Source organism: Pseudomonas sp. ASL9, from assembly GCF_056680335.1.
Genome location: NZ_CM155277.1, coordinates 4,420,784 through 4,441,903, shown reverse-complemented (window position 1 = coordinate 4,441,903; position 21,120 = coordinate 4,420,784). Strand labels below are relative to the sequence as shown.

Below are 21,120 nucleotides of genomic sequence, written 5' to 3'. Positions count from 1 at the left end.
AATCGTCAGCTCCTGAGGGCCATAGGCCTCGTGTCCATTAGCCGCGGCCATTATACGTACCTTTGCAATTTATCATCGGTGACGATACGACAACTGCAACGATACTTAATTTCCGCGACCGGGAGTTTCCAGCTCGCCGGCATGAAATTTCACCGCCAATAACACCAGCGGCACATAGGCCACTATCAGCCCAAGCGTTCCATCCAGCCCATAACAGGCGACCGCCACAGCGATAGGCAGCAACCAAAGAAGATTAATCAACCCCACGGCCAAGGTGACAGGCAGATGCCTGCCGTAGCGGCGAGAAGCAAACTGATAAGCGTGACTGCGATGAGCCTCATACACTTTGTCACCCCGTACCAAGCGGCGACTCAACGTAAAGGTAGCATCGACAATAAACACCCCCAACAAGATCAGCCACCCCCAGAGTAGCTGAGGCGCCGCCCAGGCGCCCTGCAAAGACAGCACTCCAAGCACCATGCCCAGGAACCCGCTGCCCGCATCGCCCATGAAAATTCGGGCAGGAGGGAAATTCCAGCACAAAAACCCTGCCACCGACACCGCAAGCAACAGAGGCGCCGACATCAAGTCGCCGTGCCCAGTCAACCCATACAGCAGGCAAGCCCCCAGACACACACAGACCGCCTCGACACTGGCCAGACCGTCGATACCGTCCATGAAGTTGTAAAGGTTGAGCATCCAGACCAGGTAAAAAAGCGCAAGCACCTGCCCGAGCCAACCAAACGAAATCGACAGACCAAACACACTGATCGCTGGCAGCCCGCCAAGCCAAAATAACGCCCACGCTGCCGCGGCAAAATGCCCCAGCAAACGCCACCTGGCGGCAATGTGCCCATGATCATCCATAAAACCAATAACCGCGACCAGCACCCCAGCACCACTCGCGGCTAAAAACGTGGCGTGCGTCAGTACCCCCAGCGAAAACAAAACCCCAAGGGACAATAGAAACGCCAACACAATGGCCACCCCACCACCCCGGGGCGTAGGCAAAGAATGAGAACTGCGGGCGTTAGGGATATCCAACAGGCTCCGGGCGAGCGCGTAGCGGCGCAGAGCGGCGGTTAGAAAAAACGATACAACAGCGATTGCGGGGGTAAGCCACCAATAACTCATGAATGACGTGATTCCAGAAAATGGTGTGCAGTCAGTCTTAAACCCTGATCAAGAGTGACCGGAGGTGTCCAACCCAATAACGTTCGGTTTTTGCTGATATCCACTTGCAAGGACCCGAACAACCGCTGGGCCACATTTCGGCGCCCCAGCAAAGCAGCAGCGCCTTGCATTAACCAGCCCGGTATCGGCAACAGCCTCGCAGGCTTGCCCAGCGCACAGGCCAGCTTGCGCAACAGGTCAGAGGTGGAAACATCCTCACCATCGCTGACCAAAAAAGTCTGATTGGCCGCGCGCGGATGATCAATACAAATAACGATAAGGCTAATCAGGTTGTCTAACGCGACCAGGCTGCGACGGTTATGAATGGCGCCCAACGGCAATGGAATCCCCCTGGACAGCCAACGCATCATGCTCAAGAAATTCGCCTTCACGCCCGGACCGTACACCAGAACCGGACGAATAATGACCACCTCCATACCCGTCGATGCACCCAGTGCATACAAGCCCTGTTCGGCCTCCAGCTTGGAAATACCATAAGCGTCGACAGGCGCAGGCGCATCCTCTGCCGAGAACGGCTTACCAGGCGAAGTGCTTTCACCGTTGACCTTGATCGAACTGATGAAAATGAATCGCTTGACCCCAGCCGCAGCGGCCTGACGCGCAAGATTGAGCGTGCCCTCGACATTCACCTTGCGAAACTCAACCAAAGGATCCTGCGCGGCCTCGCTCATCACATGCACCCGTGCGGACGCATGCACCACAACCTCCACGCCAGGCAACGCGTGCTGCCAGCTCGTCGACGCATCAAGATCCGCGATAGGCAGAACCTCTACCGACGCGGGAAAACAAAAACGCGTATTTCTGACAGGCGCCCTGACTGAAAAAGCCTCGGATGACGCCAGGTGCCTGACCAGCGAAGCCCCCAGGAAACCGCTCGCCCCGGTGACAAGAATTGACCTACCAACCATTTCGATGACTCTGAATGATGCGAGTGCAGACGCGAAATGATTGATGATACTGATTGGACAGAAAAGCGTCTTTAGATAATTGGGGGAGATTGTAAGCATCCTTTGACCTTCCCCCCGAAATACGTACCCCACTACCCACTTCGGCGTCAAAACCCAAAGCAGAAGCAGTATGGGGTAATTATTTTTTAGTTGAGGCCAATACTTAAATCGACCACCTCAACGCTTTCTCGGTCTCTAGCGGTGACATAAATGTCGCCACTGGTTGCGCCCTGTGGAATGGGCAAGGTTTCTGTGAAGTTTACTCGGCCTTTCACACACGGAATCAGTTTGTAGTAGACGGGCATTACATTCCAATTAATCTGCGCAATAAACGAACCACTTGAGTCGGAGCACTCGAAGGCCACGTCATATTTTGCGGATTTTGCATTGCTGATCGCGATCGTCGCGATGACTCTTGGCCTGGTATCTGCCATCAATGAATGCGTGGAGGTCGCCTCTGGGGCCGCGAGAGCCTGAGTGTGTATGTCAAAAAATGGCTTATAACGAACCTCATCGGCTGAAATTTTGTACGCTATAAGCGGGCCGGCTTGATAGATCGGCTGGCCGTGCAGGGTCAAGAACTGTAGCATTGCATTGCGATTGACTCGAGTGGCCAATAGAGTGGAGTCCCATACGACATACTCTATGTGATTACGCTCAAGCAGGGATAGAACATCTGCTTTGCTTTTGATCTGGTCATACTCATCTCGCTGTTTCGGAGAGTACCAGTTCGTATAAATCGGTTTTCCGAGAAGCGTCGCTCCCAACGATGCATTGGGATCGTACAGCACAGTCGGATTTTTAGCGTCTTTACTCAGATATGCGGTGAGAGACTTGGAAGGAGCAACGGCGTCGGTCATCCTTGCCTTGCCTTGTGTTGTATAGGAAAACTGAGGGGGGATAGAGAAATACCACGTAACTCCAGGGAGGAAAAAGACATTAGTTGCGATAAAGAACACAAAAACAGCTCTAATGATCCAGGTTCCACTCGCCGCCCCTTCGCAAACACTACCGAGCCGGTACAGAAGAAAACCTACAATCACGCTCGCAAGCGGCACGACAGGAAACAGATACCGCCAATATTGAGAGGCGGCAAACATAATTAGCCCAAAACCCAGTGTCGGCACTATCAGGATCAGTTTGATTCGAACGCTTGTTTTCTTGCTAGCAATCAGTGCGATAAGGCCGACCGGCAACAGATAGAGATACTGAAAGCCGGCAACAAAATTTTTTGATTCATAGTAAGCGCTGGTATTGTAAAAAATGGACCAGAAGCTCTGCAATGAAAACCCCTTTTGGTATAGTGGATCCGAAAAATTTCGTATGGCGAAATAAGGGGATTTAAATATTTCGTTATACAGGGGGAATAGCGGGTTGCCTGACACCAACCAGGAATAGGCATATGACTGCACTGCAGTGTAAGCAAGTACAAATAAAAGCAGTATATAAAACGCAAGTCGGCGATGCTTATCATCGGCCTTTAAGTTTATTTTTTCACGAAAAAGTAAAGGAGCGTATGCTATTAATAGCATAAGGCCCAAAACCATGCCGGGTAGTTTGGTTGCGACGCACAATGATGCGGCAGCCAAAATCGCGAGCGATCTGGTATTGGCGTCCCCCCCCTTTTCCTCCAGCAGCACCTTCACCCCCATCGTGACCATAAGTGCCAGCAGCAACTCAGTTTGCAGCGAGGTCAGAAGGGTGGAGAGTATGGGGGTGCTGCAGAATAGTAGCAGGACAAGGGCCTTATCGAGACGATTGTCGAGAAAGCAGGACGATATTATCCACACCGCGCGAAGGAGCAGCCCTAGCATTGCAATGTTTAGTGCCCCTCTCGCATCTGAGTTTGACGCCAGCGAAATGATCGAATGCAGGAGATCTATGGCAAATGGGGCGACAGACCAGATCTGATGTTCGATATCGAAACTGTAGAAATGGTACTGAGTCAGTTCCGTCCACATTCTTAGATGTAATACGTTATCGTCAAAACCAATAGAGGGGAAAAAGCTGAATCTGGAAACATAGCCAATGAGTAAAACCAGAGCTACTACCGTTCCGAAGGGTACCTGTTGAAGTGCCGTTACTCTTGATGAAATATTGCTGCGCAATGCATTCAATACAACAGTTCTTTTCTCTTTTTTTTTCAGAAGCAGAAAAGGAACGGTCAGGATTGCCAGATAGACTATCTGGTGATTGATCGGAAAATGGATTAACACACTAAACAGACAAACGTAGAGACCGATCCCAACGAGCAACGCACGATCGAATAGTGCTACCGCTAGCGTATCTGTTGATACCCGCTGCAAGGCCAGTCGACCAAGCAAGTAAGACGATACAATGAAATAAATAACCGCCAATGTGCTTGCGATGCCTATACCTACGACAACATATATAAATAGCAATGCCAGTAAGGCTTGGCGCGAGCAGCCAGAGTTAATTGTTTTGAATGCTGCAGCAATTGCAAGTACGCCCAGTGTCCAGCAGGCAGCATCTAAAAGCAGCGGTACGTTCCAGTGAAAAGGAAGTGTGGGTGAGTAGTGTGCTACCAAGGCGGGAATGCTCAATGCGAAAATCAATAGAACGCCAATGATGAGCATTGAAGAAGGAGACGCGGTCTTAGACATCTGAAAGCTGCCAGTGTTTTTTAATAGTTGAGTACATTACGATCTAATAGCGACGATAATACCAATACCGCTGATGATCGGAGCGATACCGACGGAATACTGTGGACTGAGTCGCTCTTGAAGGTTGTTATGTCAAAAAATTGCCCGTTTTATATAGTGATGATGCGTTCATCTTAAACAAGATCTGACCCGCAGCGACGCCAAAAATATAAATAAAAGCAATTAAGCAAGTCATAAATTTATAATACTCCTAAATTGATTAACGCCGAAATTGCATTTTTAAGTGGAATGGTCGTTTGGGAACGGATGAAACATCATGACCAATAAAGGCTAAAATCAGTTGCGTGCCAAGAATAATAGGGAGTGCCGATAACATCACAGTGCCTGCTGCCGTAGGGACGCCTGACGTAATGGATGTAATCCAATGACTTATCCCGAAGCAGGTTCCTGCCAATAACATTACAAGCCCCAGCGGCAGTTCCAGCGAGGCCAGTGACATATTTCTAAGGTAGTAATTATAAAAAATCCGTTTTGACAGGTTCTTTGTATGCTTGAGCAGGAACTCGCCGACGATTTTTGATATTTTAAGGTTGCTTTCTTCGTCTCCGTATTTTGCATCCATCGGTATATCGATGACGACCGCTCGTAAGGTGTTAAGCCTGAAGAGCATATCCGTTTCAAAGAAATAGCGATTGCTTATCTTGCCGAATGGCAAGTGCTTTGCAACGTCTCGATGGATCGCTGTAAAACCATTGGTAGGGTCGAACAGGTCCCAGTAGCCCGAAGACAATTTGGTCATGAATGATAAAACCGCATTACCAAATAAACGCATCTTGGGCATTGCATGTATTTCTTCAAGATCGAAAAAGCGGTTGCCTTTAGTGTAGTCGGCTTCGCCACTTACAATCGGGGCAACAAACTGCCGGATCAAGCGAGGGTCCATTTGGCCGTCACCGTCGACTTTGACAATGATCGACATATCATCTTGGATAGCGGCACTGTAGCCATTCATGACGGCTCCGCCTACGCCAAGATTTACAGGGTTGTACAGCACAACGACGCGATCATCACTGCAATTTTCTTCAACATAAGCGCCTGAGTTCTGCGGGCAACAATCATCCACAACGTAAATGCGATCAACTTCAGGGCCGATATTTGAAATGACATCCAATATTTGAGACTTTACTTTGAAGCAAGGGATGACCACTGCAATTTTCTGTTGTGCTGCCACTTTAAATTCCTGTTCGCAATACAAGGCGACGCTGAAACGTCCGGCGTAGTTGTAGGCATCATAATCTTTTCACCGTTGCGTGTCACTTTTTTCGGGGAGGCCGAATCAAGCTAAATAGTTGGTGCGGGCGAGCGTCTTTCCAGTCCAGCGCGGCTTTGCTGGCAGAGCTGCGTACGGGTAGATGCACGTTTCCTTGGCGAGGCGGAGGATCTGCCTCATGTCATTTTAACGAAATATGTTTTGTCAAGCCTAGTAATTGGAAGTAGCAGGCTCGCTTCGGGGTGAGCGCGGTGATGCCTAGTATCGATCTACCGTCACTATTGGCACACCGTGTGTGACTAGTATAGATCCTGTGCTACTATTCTGGATTCATAAATTTATAGCGAAGCTGTCATGGTCGTCGAATTTCCGGAGTTTTTGAAGCGGGGAGAGAATTCTCCAGACGTTATAATCGTAGGCTCAGGTCTGGCTGCGTTTGCCGCCGCTTACACATTAGAGTCTAGAGGTATTCCTTGCACTCTGTTTGAATCTGGTTCTGGGCCGGGGCAAAAAGAGTGGAAAATCACTTCCGAAACTATTGCGAAAGCCGATTACGGCGTTTCTGAAAGTTATGCTCAACTCCATGTTCGACGTGAACCTGGCGGAGCTTCCAGTGTGTGGGGCGGATGGTGCACTACATTACGCTCACTGAACTTTTCGAGAAAAGACCTTGCTGGATATCCGGCGTGGCCCATTGAGAAAAGCGAATTACTCCCGTTCTATCGCAAGGCCAGTGACTGGCTTCAAATCGAGGGCGGTGAACGTGCGTTGGTAGACGATATTCTAATCTCTGACAAAACCGATCTGGTGGCTAAACCTTTTGGTTTCTCTCCCCCTACTCGCTATGAAACCACTTTAAAAGAGCATGTAGCAGCTTCCAGGCTGATCACGCTTGTCACAAATGCGACTGTCGATTTTTTTGAAAGCCAAGGTGGAAAGGTGACAAGCCTTGTTGTATCAACACCCGCCGGGCTCAAAAAAGTAAAATGTACTAAAGAAGTCGTTCTGGCAGGTGGAGCGGTTGGCAATGCCCGCGTGCTGGCGCGCTCGAAAAAGAGTTTGAAGCTTCAGGACAAGAGCGCAGCCTTTGTAGGCAATTATTTTTATGAGCACCCTCATTGCTACTCCATTGGTAAAGTTCTTTTCTCTCCGGAAACGGCTGCTCTGATTGATAAGCCTGAGTATTGGTCACGTACGTTTATTTCGATTGCGCCGACCGCTCGTTATCTTGAAAAGCACAGCCTCACCGATTTCAATTTTCAATTGGTCAAGTTCTATGCCGACCGATTAGAACCCAGTGAACTTGAGGTCGCCAACAATTACCGCGCAATCCATGGGGTAGAGCCTCAGTTCTATCAGTGCACTCTGGGAATGGAGCAAATGTCCGTCGCCAATAATTCGGTTCTTGATGCAGATGTCATTGCAGGAAAGAACGACGGACATTTGAAGCTTGATCTGGGCCCTCAAATAGCAATCGTTGCCGCCGCCAAAAAGTGGCTTTCAACGCAATGCATGCAGGTATGGAGTGAGCCAGAAACCCCGGTGGCCGTTCAAGCGGTAGGCCATCTTCATGGCACAACGCGCATGGGGGGTAATTCGGAAGAGGGAGTGGTGGATAAAAACTGCCGAGTATTCGGGGTGAGTAATCTATATGTGGCTGGCAGTTCGATATTTCCAACCGGGGGGTTCAGTAACCCGACTATGACTATCGTAGCGCTGGCGATCCGGCTGGGTGAGCATATTCAAGGAGGCGCGTAATGACAACTCGACGTCAGTTTCTGGCTATTGTCCCGGCTTGTCTCGCGGTATCGGCTTGCTCATTCGACAGTGACTCCTGTACGAGTAAGCAACAGAAGTCGATGGAAAGAATATTTTCCTATATTCGGACTAATTTAAAACCTATCACTGCTTTGCTGCCGCATTCGAAAGACTTCGCAGTCATCGATACCATTGCTGCCATATATAAGCAAGTGAATGGTAAAGAACTAGCCGATGACGCAGCGGTGAAGAAAGTGCTGTCTCAGTCTATTATTGATGATTCGAACTCAGGCAGGTTCGTGACCTACCAGAACCTTACGATAACGAAAACTGAAGTATTTATTATTTTGGTTGCGGGAGGTGGAGTGCCGAGTTCTGCTCTAAAAAGCATCGACACCGGGTGCCCGAAAGTAGCCTGATAGTGTTCGCTATTGACCGGTCATGAAGGCCGGTCATCGCGTTTTCGCTCAAGGCTTCATGTGTTTAGTTGATAATGGGCATTTTCGAAAATCTTTTTTGCCAGCTGTTTTCCAGCCTGAAGAGCTCTATCTCTTCAGTGTCGGGTTTGTATTTCAGGGCTTTTTCCACCACCTCATTGAGCGCGGTATCTTCTGTCGTTAAATACACACCTTTTTCCGCGGCGCGGTACACCATTTCTCCAAAACTGGTCGAAATGATGGGCAATCCAAGTGCCTTGAATTCGTAGTATTTTATCGGATCCACGGACGCAGTAAGTGATGTTTTAAGAAAGGGTATCAGCGCCACATCAAATCCAAGCATGGCATTTAGCGCTTGCTTGTGGTCGCAGGCGGGCAAAAATTCGATGTTGCTTGGTATGGCCGATTCAGGACTGTTATAGAGCGGGCCAATCAGGCAGACGGTGTCCTGCGGACGCGCGTTGGCGAGCGCTATCACCCACGGCCAGTCAAACCATGCACCTATAGTGCCTACATATCCTAGAATACGACGTTCTTCGCGCATAGGGGTCGTCTTCGAGGGCGGCAGGAGATCGGCATCCAAAGCGTTTGGGATAACGTTTATTTCTGAGCGAACGCTCTCCCATTTGTTCTTCAGCGCCGTAGATGATACGACCAGGTGAGTGACCTTTTTGACGATCGCGAGTTCGCGATAGCTCATGGCTTTTTTCGACCACCCCCCATAGAACGATGGAAAATCGTCCATGGCATCATACACCGACTTAACTTTAGGCAGTGCCTTCATGATCTGCAGGGCAATGACAGTTGGCTTGCCTATCACAAGTAATGTGTCCGCTTCCGCGGAGAAACTCTTAAGCTTGGCTAAGGCGCTTCTCCACATCAGTGTCCCGTTGATCAAGCCAGAGCCTGGCAGGGGTTCCAGGGGTAAAGCCCCAGGAGCCAATACGGTCAACCAGGGTTCACCATGATTCCCCTCGATACGGTCACTAACTGATCTTTTCTTCAGGTCAGAGAGTGAAGGGAACCTGCTCGGATAAGGCTCAACCCACAACACCTTGCCGCCAGTGATCTCGTGGAACCACCGTACGAATTTCTGGGGGCGCTGGGCAAAACTGGTCCAGGGAACTGGCGACAAATAAATCAACTGCATTAAGCGAAGTGCTCCTTCAGGACCGCGACAATGCGTTCCGCGCCCTTGCCGTCGCCATAAGGAGAGATCCCGCGAGCCATGGCGTTGTAGGCCTCAGGATCATCCAGCAGTGTTTGTGCTTCGTTGACGATCTGGTCGTAGTTGGGGCCGACCAGTTTTACAACGCCCATCTCGACTGCTTCCGGGCGCTCTGTTTCATCGCGCAGGACCAGGACAGGCTTGGCGAGGGCGGGTGCTTCTTCCTGTACGCCACCCGAATCGCTGATGATGAGATAAGAGCGTTTCATTGCCGCGATGAATGGCGCGTAATCCAACGGATCACAAAGCTTGATATTGCTGCAGTCGCCAAGCAGCTCGATCGCAACGTCTTTTACATTCGGGTTCGGATGAACCGGATAGAGGATCTGAACATCCGGATTCCGTTCTGCGATGGTTTTCAGTGCACGGCAGATATTTCGGAATGGTTCGCCGAAGTTCTCTCGTCTGTGCGAGGTAACCAGGATCAGGCGCTTGTCTTCAGGAATCTCGATACCAATTTCAAGTTCTTTTGAGGCAGTCATCATTAGTGCGTCGATTACCGTGTTGCCGGTAACAGTAATGTCGCTATCCGAAACGCCCTCTTTGAGCAGGTTCTGGCGCGAGCTTTCGGTGGGTGCAAAATGCCAGCGGGTCAAGCGGCCTGCAATGACGCGATTCGCTTCTTCCGGAAATGGGTTCTGAATATCCCATGTTCGCAGGCCAGCTTCAACGTGACCGAACGGAATGCGATGGTAAAAACATGCCAGCGCCATGGTCATCACCGTCGTGGTGTCACCCTGAGCCAGAACGACATCCGGCTTCTCGGCGAGCAAGACTTCATCAAGCGCCAGCAACAATCTGGCCGTCAGCGTCGTCAGAGCCTGATTCGGACGCATGATGTCCAAGTCGATATCGGGTGTGATGCCGAAAAAGTTAAGAACCTGGTCGAGCATATGGCGGTGCTGGGCAGTCGCCAGTACTTTCACATCGGCCCATGGCTGCTCTTTGAGTGCCAAAATCACGGGAGCCATTTTAATGGCTTCAGGACGCGTACCTACTGTGCAGATAATTTTGATTTTCATAACTCGGCTACCTCATTCAATCTTCAAAGTCGACTCATCGCTTAGCGTTTGTCATTCTTGTAGGCATGGGGCTTCCATTCTCCCCATTTGGCCTCATAGGTGGCCTTGTTTTGGTCAAAAAGGGCTTGCCGGTCAGCACTGCGCATTTTGTTAAACGAGGCGGACAAGTGGTGGTGAATGAACACGTCTTCAGCGCAGTTGATGGTTAGGCCGAGTTGTTCGACGCGTCGGCAGTAGTCATCATCTTCAAAGAAACCACGGCCGAATGCCTCATCAAGTGGGCCGATACGCTCGTACGTCTCACGGGTAAACATCACGCAAAAGAACGCGGCGGTATACAGTCTTTGTACTTTCCCGATCCGGTTCCTGGTGTATTTTCCTGACTCGACGAGCATCTCATTCATGGAGTTGTAACTGATCTGAATCTTGGCTTCGTTACCAATGTTATTGGTGACGGGGCCAAGTATGCCGATGCCTGGATTGCGCTGCATATGACGGTATAGCGTGCGCGCCCAACCCGGTGTGACGTAGGTGTCGTTATTGAGCAGTACGAGAAAATCGCCGTCAGCAATCGCCAGTCCCTGGTTGTTGCCAGCAGCAAAACCTCGGTTGTCGTCGTTCAGGATGAGTTTACGATCCGGGCCTTTGGCCACCCACTCGCTCAGAAACGCAGGCGATCCATCTGCCGATGCGTTGTCCACTACGATGATTTCGAGGTTTTGGTGATTTGTATGTTCGTCCAGGCTCGCGAGGCAGGCTTTGGTCAGCTCAATATTGTTGTAGGTCACCACGATCACACTGACGCGGGGAAGCGTGCGTTCGTTTTCGATCCGGTGAATCAATTGCTCTGCGCGGTGCGCCCAGGTCTGATTCTGCGCGAAGTGCTGACGGAGTTGCACCTCTGCCGGGGTGGCGGGGGCTGCGAGGGTGCGCCTTACCGCCAGAACAAATTCCTCTGCGGTGGCGGCTGCCTGCACCAGGTTTTCGAACTGCTTAATTTCAGGCAGATCTACCGAGACGACCGGTTTGCCAGCGCTCAGGTATTCATAGACCTTCACCGGGTTGGTAGCCAGTGTCAGAGGAATCACCTTGAACGGTAACAGGCAGACATCGAACGCATGCAGGTACTTGGGAAGTTCGCTATAGGCAACTTCTCCAGTAAAGACAACGTTTTTGTAGCTGGCCAGTTGCGCGGCTGCGCCAACGGTATCAGCACCGATCATCAGCACTGTGCATTCTGGGAACGACTCTGCCAGCGTGGCGAGTAGATTCAGGTCAAACCATTCTGCGATCGCACCGTAGTAGCCAATGATCTGGCTACCATTCGGATCGATGTAGATATCTGTAGGCTTGCTGGCGAAGTGAGCGAATTCCCCAGCATTTCTGATCAGTACCCGTTTCGACGTGTATTTGCTAACGATCTCGTCAAGCCAGGTCGAAGTAGTCACTGTGATATCGGCATTGCGCATCAGAGCTCGTTCAATGGACAGCACTTCCTCCGAGACATTGCCGAAGCCTTCGTGATGATCCATGCAGTCGTACACAACTTCGCTGTCAGGTAGCACAGCGGCGGTTTCATACCAGAACGGGTGTTGAACGATGGATACCAGTTGCCTGGAGCTGGCCCAGCTCAAGACCTGGCCGATCGACGCTTTCAATTGATCGGCAATGTCCACCCCTGGAGGGTTGTTGTAGATCACAGGCGCGCCTTTGGCGTACAGGTTAATCTGAAACAAGTGTCCGTCGCTATCGAGTTGCTCGACGCTGAAACCGCCGCGCGGATCGTCAACAAGGTTTACCGAGACATAAAAAACGCGGCGGCCGGCACGGGCCAGTGCTTGTGCAAGTTGCTGGGGACGCTGATGTCTGAAGTGCCAGTCAATGACTCCCCAGAAGATGTAGTCGGGAAGATCTTTTTTCTGAGGCGTCGGCGAGATTGCTGGCCAGTCGAACTGACCACCGGCGAGCAGTTGTCCTTTCATGGCTGACATCGGTAGGCGCACGAGCTGGGTGTAGGACTTGCGAATGGCTGTTTTAACGGCTTCCGGTAGCGGAAGCCGGTTAAAGAGACTGCGAAGTCGGCTTTTCAGGGCCCGCTTGTCACTTGGCTGCATTCCATGGCGCGCCGTTCGAATGGCAAACCTCAATGGCTGAGTGATTCTCCAGGAATGACTGTTTATCACCTCGTCATAACGTGCCCTCACGGCTGAAAGATTTTCCGAATATACGACGTTATCTTCCAGACTTTTGTGGAGCATTTGCTCGGAGTTTGCCAGGCGAGCAGTCATTTCTCCCAAGGCATTGTTTGCTTCGATGGCCTGCTTGCGGGCTTCTACAAAGCGAGCCTTGTAGCTGTCGGCCAGAGACGTGTCCGATTCGATATGAACATCACCCAGAGCGAGGCTGTTGCCTTCCTGCTGTGCGGACACGTTCGTGTATACCAGTAGGATCTGTTCGCCCGGCCAGTAATTCGGCTGATGCGACGAAGTGTCGAAAACACTGCTGTGGGTCAGCGCCCAGCTTCCGAAGATGGCTGGGGTATTCCCGTACTGGAAGGAGTAGAAGTGCTCTTCGATCAGCTCTTTTTCACGAAAAGGCAATAGAAGGACAATGTGTTTTTTAGCCTTTGTGGCGACTTTTTTCAGAACTTCCCAAGGCTGCTCAAAGTGCTCGAGCGTATTGGACGAGAATACGATATCCCACTGAGGAGCGTTGCTGCTGCCCAAAAAATCATCGCAAAGGAATTTGCAGTCCGGATACGCTTGGATTGCTTTCTCAATGGCTTCGGAAGAGAAGTCCACGCCTGTGAGTTCGGGGATCCCGAGTTTTTTTGCGAGATTGGCCGTACCGTCACCCTGCGCACAGCCCCAATCGCACATGCTTAGGCGATCAATGGTAATGGTATTGGACAGCCATTTTGGGAAGTGTTCGGCGGCTATATCACTGAAGAAAATGCTTTGCTCTCGGCCAAAGTTTTCTTCCCAATCATTCGAGAAGCGATAGTCCCAGTAGGTTTTGGAGTTCACTTCACCAGTGGTCGTTGTAGCATCAGACGATTTTTTCATGGTGTAGGTACTCCTTGACCCGAATCATTTTGTTGAACATGAATAGATAGTTTGGGCATGAACAGCCCTGACAGGTTGCTGGAAAAGGAGGATGAAAAATACTGCGCTCCTTCCATGTATTCATAGTAATGAATAGCAGCGGACGACCGATTTTCCACGGCGGCGACGAGCAGATAATCACCGGAGCGAAGTTGATTTTCGAGTTCGAAGCTTACCTCTTGGGGAGCATCGGAGCTTTTAAATACCAATTGTTCATTCCAGGTACTTCCGACTATCAAGTCGCTGCCTGCCAGATTTTTCAACGAGAATGAAACCGACAGCCCATCGAGGCTTTTTAGCGGGTGGGTGTTAAACAGTATTTTGACACTCATTTTTTCATGATCGCAGAACAGGTTCTTTTTGACGCCGTTGGCGTCGTAAAGACCTGCATCCTGAATGATGCCGATATGAGTGCCCCAATGATTGATGGGTTGGTTGGCTTTGTGCGGCTCACTACTCGATGGTTGGTTACCAGTATTTGGCGAGTTATTGAACAGGTGTTCCGTGTATTGGGCTGTGATCGGAAAAACATCGCCCAGACCGCGCACAGTGCCTTTGTCCAGCCAAAGTGCACGATCGCAGAGGGAGCGTACGGCCGCTACATCATGGGATACGAACAGGATGCTGACGCCGGAGGCTTTCATCTGCTTGATGCGATCCAGGCATTTGGCCTGGAATCGTGCATCGCCAACGGACAGCGCTTCATCGACGACCAGTATGCTCGGGTTGGTGTGGATGGCTACCGAAAAAGCCAAGCGAACGTACATGCCCGATGAGTAGGTTTTTACCGGTTGGTCAATGAAATTTCCGATTTCCGCGAAGTCCTCAATCGCTGCATATTGATGATCGATTTCTTCGCGGGTCAGGCCCAGTATCGCGGCGTTAAGGTATACGTTTTCCTTGCCGGTAAACTCCGGGTTGAAGCCTGCCCCCAGTTCAAGCAGAGCCGCAACGCGCCCGCGAACATGAATGCTGCCCGAACTCGGGTTCAAGGTGCCGCAGAGCAACTGAAGGAACGTGGATTTGCCTGAGCCGTTGCTCCCAATGATGCCGACGGTTTCACCTGGATGCACTTCCAGAGATGCATTTTTTAGTGCCCAGAATTCACTGTAGTACTTTCGTTTGCCAGGAAGCATCATTTGCAGCAAGCGTTTATGTGGCTTGTCATAGACCTCATAACACTTGCTCAGGTTATCGATTTTAATGACCGCTTCAGAGCACATCAGCGAACCCCCTGCGTGTCTTTTGAAACCAGGCAAATCCCAACCACGCCATGACAGCCCCGAACATCAGCATGATTCCCCAGACGGTAACGTCGGGCATCTGACCAAATACAAGCACATTCCGACTCTGTTCGATGATGGAGGCCAACGGGTTTACCCTGATCCAGAACTGATACTTTTCCGGCAACGCCGTTATCGGAAAAAACACCGCGGACATGAACAGCAGGACCGTGGAAAACATGACGGTAATCTGGCTGATGTCTCGCAAGTAAACACCAAGCGAAGCGAATAACCAGCTCATGCCCATAATACCCAGAAAAAGTGGAAGCACTACGATCGGCAGCAGCAGCGCAGTAAGTGGAATGCTATGGTTAATAATCAACTGCGCCAGCAGCAGAACAATCAAGCTGATCGCGGCATGAAATAGCGCGGAGGTGAAGGCTACCCAGGGAAGTATTTCGAGCGGAAATACAACTTTTTTCACATAACTGACGTTTGATGTAATAAGGGTCGGCGATCGATTAATGCACTCGGCAAAAAATCCATGGATGAGCAATCCAACAAACAGGATGATAGCGAAATCAGTCTTGCTTTCATCGGACCCTGTGCCCCAGCGGGCCTTGAATACGACAGAAAATATAAAAGTGTAAATGACCAGCATGAGTATCGGATTGAAGAACGACCACGACAAACCCAAGGCGGAGCCACGGTAGCGACCTAATACTTCACGCTTACTTAGTTGCAGTATGAGACGCTTGTTTCGCCAGAAACTTTTTACCATCTCAAAAGGATGTGCTGAATAATTTTGCATCAGTGATTTGACTCGATGTCTTTTATCAGTGGCCCAACTAGAAGCATCATTTTAACGATGGGGTGAATGATCCATTTCGGGGAAAAGTTCCGGGCCCTCCCGCAAGGATTTTGCTGATGTCTTTCCATGCATTTTCGCCTTGCTTGATAGGTACCAACGGGGGCTAGCATTGCGATATCTAGTCGTTGCCACGCCGCAACCCCGGCCGAATCGCACATGATATCGTACTAAGACATGCTTTTTCACTAGGAAACTGACCATTTCTGTCGGTTCGACATCGGTTGTCGCATGATTTTTTCAATTTGATAGCTAATGGCCTGCGCTTATGTTTTTTTGTTTCTGCAATGACGTCGCGCCAGTTCGCCCGGCGCACGCTGAGCGCTCCAACCACTGAAGGTACCACCATCATAAACTTCCGGCACCTGCTGAAAAAAGCCAGCTGGCGGCGGGAATTCTGGCCGTCATCAATAATTATTTACGGAAAAAAGGCTGTCGTTGCGCCAGGGCACGATCGTCGATGCCATGATCGTTCATGCGCCCAGTTCGACCAAGAACAAGGAAGGCAAGCGCGATCTAGAGGTGCATAAAACCAAGAATGCATCCTGTTCGACCCCTGGTGGCAGGGTTATGTTCCACTTACTACGGCCTTGGCTGACTTCTACCGCTCATCCCGTCGCCTCTCAACGCTCGCTAGAACAATGGCAAGCGTGCAGATATCCCAGGGTAATTCGCGCGACCTTCCTGCTTATTATGCCTGTCGGATTTACGTCATAGGGCTCCGTGCAAGTATCGGGCTTTAGAAGTCATTGCAACCTCACCCCGCTACGCCGCCTCTATCCGCTTCCTGTTCGTCAGGCCACCATTTGCATTAGGCTTCCTTCAGATTCGCAGTCGCCCGCGACACCCTTGCCTTCGGCTAACACTTCCCCTTGCCGGGTGTGTGGAGGACTTACACCTCCAAGTCACCAGTGTGGCCACCACAGCCAAACCAGTTACGCATACGCACGATGCGCCATGCCTGGCGCACAATAAAAACACCGGCAGCCGGGCTGGCGCTCGGGAGGATCTGCAGTAGCTACGAGGTGATGGGTATTACAGCCTCCAACTGAAAATAATGTGTGCTAAGGTGCACCGACCAACAAATAATTATCGTCTTGCTCGGCCATGTAGACGGAGAGATAGCATGAGTTTGGAAAAAGGGAGAACCACAACTTTCACTTGCAACATATGTGATTCACATAACACTACAGACATAACCAGACTGACCCGAGAGGAAGCCTCTTGTGACGGCTGCGGGTCGACGGTAAGAATGCGCTCAATAGTTCAAGTGCTGACTACCGAACTATTCGGAAAAAGTCTTTCAATATCTGAAATAAACCCACCACGCCCGGACATACAAGGAATTGGAATGAGTTGCTGGGAAGGGTATGTCACCCCTTTATCGCATCGTATCGCATTCAAAAACACTTTCTACCATCAAGAACCAAAAGTTGATATAACAAATATAGATCCATCAATGGTCGGAATGCTTGATTTCATAGTTTCAAGCGACGTTTTTGAACATGTCGAATCCCCGGCAAGCCTAGCATTTGTCAATGCCAGGAAGCTGCTTAAGCCAAACGGCGTATTTATATTTACAGTTCCGTACTTTCACCCCGGAGAGACTGGAGTAATAACCACGGAAAATTTCCCTGAAATATACAAATGGGAAATTACAGAGAACGAGCTTGGACCACTTTTAAGAAACACCAAGAAAAATGGAGAAATCCAGTATTTCTACGACCTTGTTTATCACGGCGGGCCAGGATCCACGCTAGAAATGAGAAGGTTTTCTGAGTGGTCTGTAATTAATGAGCTCAAGAAGGCAGGGTTTGACGAGATCACGATATATCGGGACGCAGAGCCCGAGCACGGCATTTATTGGCCTCTCATGCATTCCGCCCCCATCGCTGCAAGAGTCCGAAAAAAGAAAATATGGCCATTTTCTGGAAGCCGTCATAGCGTTGAATTCAAATAGCGTTACCTGACGAGTTGGTATTTTTAGCGTGACTCCTTTAATATAGTGGGAGTCCGCGCATATCGCATCAAGATGCAGATTACCGATACTCGACACTTATCTACACCCTCGTCGGGCCATGGATAAGAAAACTTAATCTCATAAAACCGCGAAATAGCACACTTTTTGCCTCGCCTAAATCCGTCGCCGGCTCACAAATAAAGCTCTCCATGCCTGAGCTCGGCGTGTTCCTCGGGGCCCAAGTCAATATATTGGGCGCTCATCTGTTTGCCTCCGGGGCGTGTGGTGATCAAGAATACGCAGCCAATTTTTCGGAGAATTTATTTTATAGACAGGACGCTAGCTGTCAGACGATACATACACCACGTCTGACGCCTACTCAGTTAAGTTGCGACGGTGCTTAATTTAATTTTCTTGCGCGATCTTAGATATTTCCTGAATCTCTCAACGGGCAACTCAACGGCGTATACAGCAATTTAGGTACCCACCACGATCGATGCGAAGTAAGTGTAAGAGTTAGCTTCAAAATAACCAAGCCAACGAACCACAATCGAGACAGGTATATGAATAATATAAAGTGGGTATGAAAGGTCGCCAAACCACTTGTCGATCTTGCTATTTTTGGTTTTTTCAAAAAAGAACGGAGTAAGTGCAGCAAGTGCAAAAAGCGCAAGCATTTGTTGTATTGTATGGCCGGTGAATATAATTATTATCGCCAATAAGGCCAAGTAGGAAAATACGGATTTTTTTGTAAAAATCGGAGATAGCTTGTTTATCCAGTACCCCGCCGCACCCAACGCAAAGTATAAAGCAGGGCCAGGGAAGTAAAGATCTGTTCTGAGTTTGATAATCGAGGCGTCGGTCAGTATTTTGGCTGACAACGTATAGAGCGCCGCAGTGATGAGGAAGACAGCAGTTTTTTTCGGGCTTCTTACGATAAACGGGGCAATAATATAGAACATGATCTCGATAGAGAGAGTCCATGCTGGCAAGTTAATTATGTTTTTTGAGAGCCATTATGCGACTTATCAACACCAAACTCGGAGAATACAACCGTAAGCGCACCATAAAGCCCACATTCCAAGCCGCCAACTAATGCCTGACGCTGTGCTCCCGATCTCTCTCTGGAGCCAGCACCGTCATGATGCGACCCGACGCCAAAGTTGAAAAAGTGTACCTCTACCCCAAGCCGGTGGACTTTCGAAAGTCAATCGACGGCCTGGCCGCTCTGGTCGAACTGGATATCAAAGTCGCAGTGTTCGACCCTGTGCTCTTCGTCTTCCTGAATCGCCCCCGTAATCGAGTGAAAATACTCTACTGGGAGCGCAACGGTTTTTGCCTCTGGCTTAAGCGCCTGGAGTCCGAACGTTTCAAAACATCGCCCGACATCACTGACGAGGCCATCGTGCTGACCGTTCAAGAACTGAACTGGTTGCTGGATGGTTTTGACCTCTGGCGCAACCGCCCACATCAAGTTTTAACCCCTCGATTCGTCGCCTGATCGGATATAATCCAGGCATGAATTTGATGCCTGATAACCTTCCTGATGATCCGGTTCTGCTCAAGCAAATGCTTGTGCAGATGCTCGGTGAGCGTCAAGTAGACAAGGGTCAGATCGTCGATCTGAAAGAACAGATCAAGTTGTTGCGCGACCGATTGTTCGGTCGCAAGTCCGAGCAAACAGTCGATCCGCAGACGCCGCAACTCGCGCTCTTTAATGAGCCCGAAAGCATCGTGGTTGCGGTCAGCGAAGAGTCTGACGAAGAAGTCGTTGCCCCCACCAAACGTCGTGGCAAACGCAAACCACTGCCTGCCGACCTGCCGCGCATTGAAGTCATCCACGAGCTGCCCGAACACGAACTGACCTGTGCCTGCGGTTGCCGCAAACACACCATCGGTGAAGACACCAGCGAACAGCTGGAGATCGTGCCGATGCAGATCCGCGTCATCAAACACATCCGCAAAATTTACGGGTGCCGTGGCTGTGAAACAGCACCGGTCACCGCTGACAAGCCGGCGCAGTTGATTGAAAAGAGCATGGCCAGCCCCAGTGTCCTCGCGATGCTGCTGACCACCAAGTATGTCGACGGACTGCCGCTGCATCGCTTCGAAACAGTACTCAGCCGCCACGGCGTGGATATCCCGCGACAGACGTTGGCGCGCTGGGTTATCCAATGCGGCGAGCACTTGCAGCCTCTGCTGAATTTAATGCGGGACCGGCTTCTGGAAAGCCCCGTCATCCACTGCGATGAAACCCGGGTGCAAGTCCTGAAAGAGCCGGATCGAGACCCGACCAGCCAATCCTGGATGTGGGTGCAGGCGAGTGGTCCGCCGGATCGAAAAGTAGTGCTGTTTGACTACACGACCAGCCGTGCGCAGGAGGTGCCTTTACGCCTGCTCGAAGGTTATCGCGGCTACGTGATGACGGACGATTACGCCGGCTATAACGCCTTGGGCGCGCAACCGGGCGTTACGCGACTAGCTTGTCTGGCGCACGTTCGACGCAAGTTCGTCGAAGCGCAAAAAGTGCAACCCAAGGGCAAAACTGGGCGTGCCGATATAGCCCTGACGATGATTAACAAGCTGTACGGTATCGAGCGTGAACTGAAAGACGTAAGCGATGAACAACGTTTTGTCGGTCGGCAGGAAAAGAGCTTGCCGGTCTTGGCGCAACTGAAAAGCTGGCTAGAGAAAACACATCCGCAGATTACGCCGCAGAGCGTGCTCGGCCGAGCCGTCAGTTACCTGGCCAGCAACTGGAGCAAGCTTGAGCGCTACACAGAGGCTGGCTTTTTACCCATCGACAACAACGTCGCCGAAAGAGCAGTAAAGCCGTTTGTGATAGGCCGAAAAGCATGGCTGTTCAGCGACACGCCCAGAGGTGCGACGGCCAGCGCGCAGATTTATAGCTTGGTTGAAACCGCCAAAGCCAACGGCCAGGAGCCCTATACGTGGCTGCGCCACGTACTTGAACGCCTGCCACAAGCCTCGTCGGTAGAAGACTTCGAAGCCTTGCTCCCTTGGAACTGCAAGCCAGAGATGCCAAGGTAAACGTAAACCCCATCTAACGGTACGTGGGGTTTATGGGTCGCTTACATACAACCTCTCCATCTACGGAGCTTACGTGCAGTAGTAAGTCCGAGCCGAGCATGAAGATGTTTGAAAAATGGCAACCATCTGTATTGCCAACGGTTGTTGGGAAATAGTATGGGCTACGGCTTCCAGCATCCCTGTGGGTATCAGGATACACAAGGAGAACAGATACACCGGCCAGAGCCTAAGGACTCGACCCATATAAAACTCGGTGTTTGTATTAGGCGTCTTGTATCGCTCATTGAGCCCGAGGGTAATGTAGAAACCAGACATGACGTAAAAACAATTCACCGCAAAACCAGCAGGTGCGACAGGTATCCAGCTAATCGGCCCTATGTGCGAGAACATAACTGATAAGGCAAGAAATATTCTTATGAAACCCATTTGGCGAT

The 21,120-nt window shown here is 50.5% G+C and carries 16 protein-coding genes and 1 pseudogene; 6 read left to right on the top strand and 11 right to left on the bottom strand.

Annotated features, from left to right (window positions below; all coding sequences use genetic code 11):
• Window positions 1–105 precede the first annotated feature (105 nt).
• The 4 genes from AC1ME2_RS20515 to AC1ME2_RS20500 form a co-directional block, all read right to left on the bottom strand.
• Window positions 106–1,134 carry an MraY family glycosyltransferase gene (locus tag AC1ME2_RS20515; protein WP_480436337.1) on the bottom strand — a complete coding sequence of 343 codons (1,029 nt, stop codon included), beginning with the start codon at window positions 1,132–1,134 and terminating at the stop codon, window positions 106–108.
• A complete protein-coding gene (locus tag AC1ME2_RS20510; protein WP_480442250.1) occupies window positions 1,131–2,102 on the bottom strand; it encodes a UDP-glucose 4-epimerase family protein in 972 nt (323 codons plus the stop codon). The genes AC1ME2_RS20515 and AC1ME2_RS20510 overlap by 4 nt, the downstream gene beginning before the upstream one ends.
• Before the next feature lie 185 nt (window positions 2,103–2,287).
• Window positions 2,288–4,765: a hypothetical protein gene (locus tag AC1ME2_RS20505; protein ID WP_480436335.1), complete on the bottom strand. Its 2,478-nt coding sequence runs from the start codon at window positions 4,763–4,765 to the stop codon at window positions 2,288–2,290.
• 259 nt (window positions 4,766–5,024) lie between these two features.
• On the bottom strand, window positions 5,025–5,996 hold the full coding sequence (locus tag AC1ME2_RS20500; RefSeq protein WP_480436333.1) for a glycosyltransferase family 2 protein: 972 nt from the start codon (window positions 5,994–5,996) through the stop codon (window positions 5,025–5,027).
• 393 nt (window positions 5,997–6,389) lie between these two features.
• On the opposite strand from AC1ME2_RS20500, the gene AC1ME2_RS20495 reads away from it, so the two are divergent.
• Complete coding sequence (locus tag AC1ME2_RS20495) at window positions 6,390–7,793, top strand: GMC oxidoreductase (protein WP_480436331.1); 1,404 nt, start codon at window positions 6,390–6,392, stop codon at window positions 7,791–7,793.
• Window positions 7,793–8,212, top strand: a complete 420-nt coding sequence (locus AC1ME2_RS20490; protein WP_480436329.1) for a hypothetical protein — start codon at window positions 7,793–7,795, stop codon at window positions 8,210–8,212. The genes AC1ME2_RS20495 and AC1ME2_RS20490 overlap by 1 nt, the downstream gene beginning before the upstream one ends.
• A gap of 64 nt (window positions 8,213–8,276) precedes the next feature.
• Here the strand turns inward: AC1ME2_RS20490 and AC1ME2_RS20485 are convergent, their stop codons facing one another.
• From AC1ME2_RS20485 to AC1ME2_RS20465, 5 genes are read right to left on the bottom strand one after another with little or no spacing between them, the layout of a single operon-like run.
• On the bottom strand, window positions 8,277–9,380 hold the full coding sequence (locus AC1ME2_RS20485) for a glycosyltransferase family protein (protein WP_480436327.1): 1,104 nt from the start codon (window positions 9,378–9,380) through the stop codon (window positions 8,277–8,279).
• Window positions 9,380–10,480: a non-hydrolyzing UDP-N-acetylglucosamine 2-epimerase gene (gene wecB / locus AC1ME2_RS20480; protein ID WP_480436325.1), complete on the bottom strand. Its 1,101-nt coding sequence runs from the start codon at window positions 10,478–10,480 to the stop codon at window positions 9,380–9,382. Before wecB ends, AC1ME2_RS20485 begins: the two co-directional genes overlap by 1 nt.
• 41 nt (window positions 10,481–10,521) lie before the next feature.
• On the bottom strand, window positions 10,522–13,545 hold the full coding sequence (locus AC1ME2_RS20475; RefSeq protein ID WP_480436324.1) for a glycosyltransferase: 3,024 nt from the start codon (window positions 13,543–13,545) through the stop codon (window positions 10,522–10,524).
• A complete protein-coding gene (locus tag AC1ME2_RS20470) occupies window positions 13,542–14,807 on the bottom strand; it encodes an ABC transporter ATP-binding protein (RefSeq protein WP_480436322.1) in 1,266 nt (421 codons plus the stop codon). The genes AC1ME2_RS20475 and AC1ME2_RS20470 overlap by 4 nt, the downstream gene beginning before the upstream one ends.
• On the bottom strand, window positions 14,797–15,618 hold the full coding sequence (locus AC1ME2_RS20465) for an ABC transporter permease (RefSeq protein WP_480436320.1): 822 nt from the start codon (window positions 15,616–15,618) through the stop codon (window positions 14,797–14,799). Before AC1ME2_RS20465 ends, AC1ME2_RS20470 begins: the two co-directional genes overlap by 11 nt.
• A 353-nt stretch (window positions 15,619–15,971) precedes the next feature.
• Here AC1ME2_RS20465 and AC1ME2_RS20460 point away from each other — a divergent pair.
• Window positions 15,972–16,221 (top strand): annotated as a pseudogene (locus AC1ME2_RS20460) (IS5/IS1182 family transposase); the annotation flags it as partial.
• A gap of 580 nt (window positions 16,222–16,801) precedes the next feature.
• Window positions 16,802–17,635, top strand: coding sequence for a class I SAM-dependent methyltransferase (locus AC1ME2_RS20455; RefSeq protein WP_480436318.1), 834 nt, complete (start codon window positions 16,802–16,804; stop codon window positions 17,633–17,635).
• A gap of 476 nt (window positions 17,636–18,111) precedes the next feature.
• Here AC1ME2_RS20455 and AC1ME2_RS20450 read toward each other — a convergent pair whose 3' ends face one another.
• Window positions 18,112–18,636, bottom strand: coding sequence for an acyltransferase family protein (locus AC1ME2_RS20450; protein WP_480442249.1), 525 nt, complete (start codon window positions 18,634–18,636; stop codon window positions 18,112–18,114).
• Between the two features lie 140 nt (window positions 18,637–18,776).
• Here AC1ME2_RS20450 and tnpB point away from each other — a divergent pair, with 140 nt between their 5' ends.
• Complete coding sequence (gene tnpB / locus AC1ME2_RS20445; protein WP_323569419.1) at window positions 18,777–19,136, top strand: IS66 family insertion sequence element accessory protein TnpB; 360 nt, start codon at window positions 18,777–18,779, stop codon at window positions 19,134–19,136.
• A 17-nt stretch (window positions 19,137–19,153) separates the two neighbouring features.
• The gene (tnpC, locus tag AC1ME2_RS20440; RefSeq protein ID WP_480436315.1) at window positions 19,154–20,686 is read left to right on the top strand and encodes an IS66 family transposase; all 1,533 of its coding nucleotides are present in this window, start codon (window positions 19,154–19,156) and stop codon (window positions 20,684–20,686) included.
• 69 nt (window positions 20,687–20,755) lie between these two features.
• On the opposite strand, the gene AC1ME2_RS20435 is transcribed toward tnpC, so the two are convergent.
• Window positions 20,756–21,112 (bottom strand): acyltransferase family protein, encoded by a 357-nt coding sequence (locus AC1ME2_RS20435; protein WP_480436313.1) that lies wholly within the window; start codon window positions 21,110–21,112, stop codon window positions 20,756–20,758.
• Window positions 21,113–21,120: the final 8 nt, after the last annotated feature.

What these genes read in the sequence shown, in the direction of transcription:
- AC1ME2_RS20515 (WP_480436337.1), bottom strand. Translation starts at nt 1,134, where the DNA reads ATGAGTTATTGGTGGCTTACCCCCGCAATCGCTGTTGTATCGTTTTTT.
- AC1ME2_RS20510 (WP_480442250.1), bottom strand. Translation starts at nt 2,102, where the DNA reads ATGGTTGGTAGGTCAATTCTTGTCACCGGGGCGAGCGGTTTCCTGGGG.
- AC1ME2_RS20505 (WP_480436335.1), bottom strand. Translation starts at nt 4,765, where the DNA reads ATGTCTAAGACCGCGTCTCCTTCTTCAATGCTCATCATTGGCGTTCTA.
- AC1ME2_RS20495 (WP_480436331.1), top strand. Translation starts at nt 6,390, where the DNA reads ATGGTCGTCGAATTTCCGGAGTTTTTGAAGCGGGGAGAGAATTCTCCA.
- AC1ME2_RS20490 (WP_480436329.1), top strand. Translation starts at nt 7,793, where the DNA reads ATGACAACTCGACGTCAGTTTCTGGCTATTGTCCCGGCTTGTCTCGCG.
- AC1ME2_RS20485 (WP_480436327.1), bottom strand. Translation starts at nt 9,380, where the DNA reads ATGCAGTTGATTTATTTGTCGCCAGTTCCCTGGACCAGTTTTGCCCAG.
- wecB (WP_480436325.1), bottom strand. Translation starts at nt 10,480, where the DNA reads ATGAAAATCAAAATTATCTGCACAGTAGGTACGCGTCCTGAAGCCATT.
- AC1ME2_RS20475 (WP_480436324.1), bottom strand. Translation starts at nt 13,545, where the DNA reads ATGAAAAAATCGTCTGATGCTACAACGACCACTGGTGAAGTGAACTCC.
- AC1ME2_RS20470 (WP_480436322.1), bottom strand. Translation starts at nt 14,807, where the DNA reads ATGTGCTCTGAAGCGGTCATTAAAATCGATAACCTGAGCAAGTGTTAT.
- AC1ME2_RS20465 (WP_480436320.1), bottom strand. Translation starts at nt 15,618, where the DNA reads ATGCAAAATTATTCAGCACATCCTTTTGAGATGGTAAAAAGTTTCTGG.
- AC1ME2_RS20455 (WP_480436318.1), top strand. Translation starts at nt 16,802, where the DNA reads ATGAGTTTGGAAAAAGGGAGAACCACAACTTTCACTTGCAACATATGT.
- tnpB (WP_323569419.1), top strand. Translation starts at nt 18,777, where the DNA reads ATGATGCGACCCGACGCCAAAGTTGAAAAAGTGTACCTCTACCCCAAG.
- tnpC (WP_480436315.1), top strand. Translation starts at nt 19,154, where the DNA reads ATGAATTTGATGCCTGATAACCTTCCTGATGATCCGGTTCTGCTCAAG.
- AC1ME2_RS20435 (WP_480436313.1), bottom strand. Translation starts at nt 21,112, where the DNA reads ATGGGTTTCATAAGAATATTTCTTGCCTTATCAGTTATGTTCTCGCAC.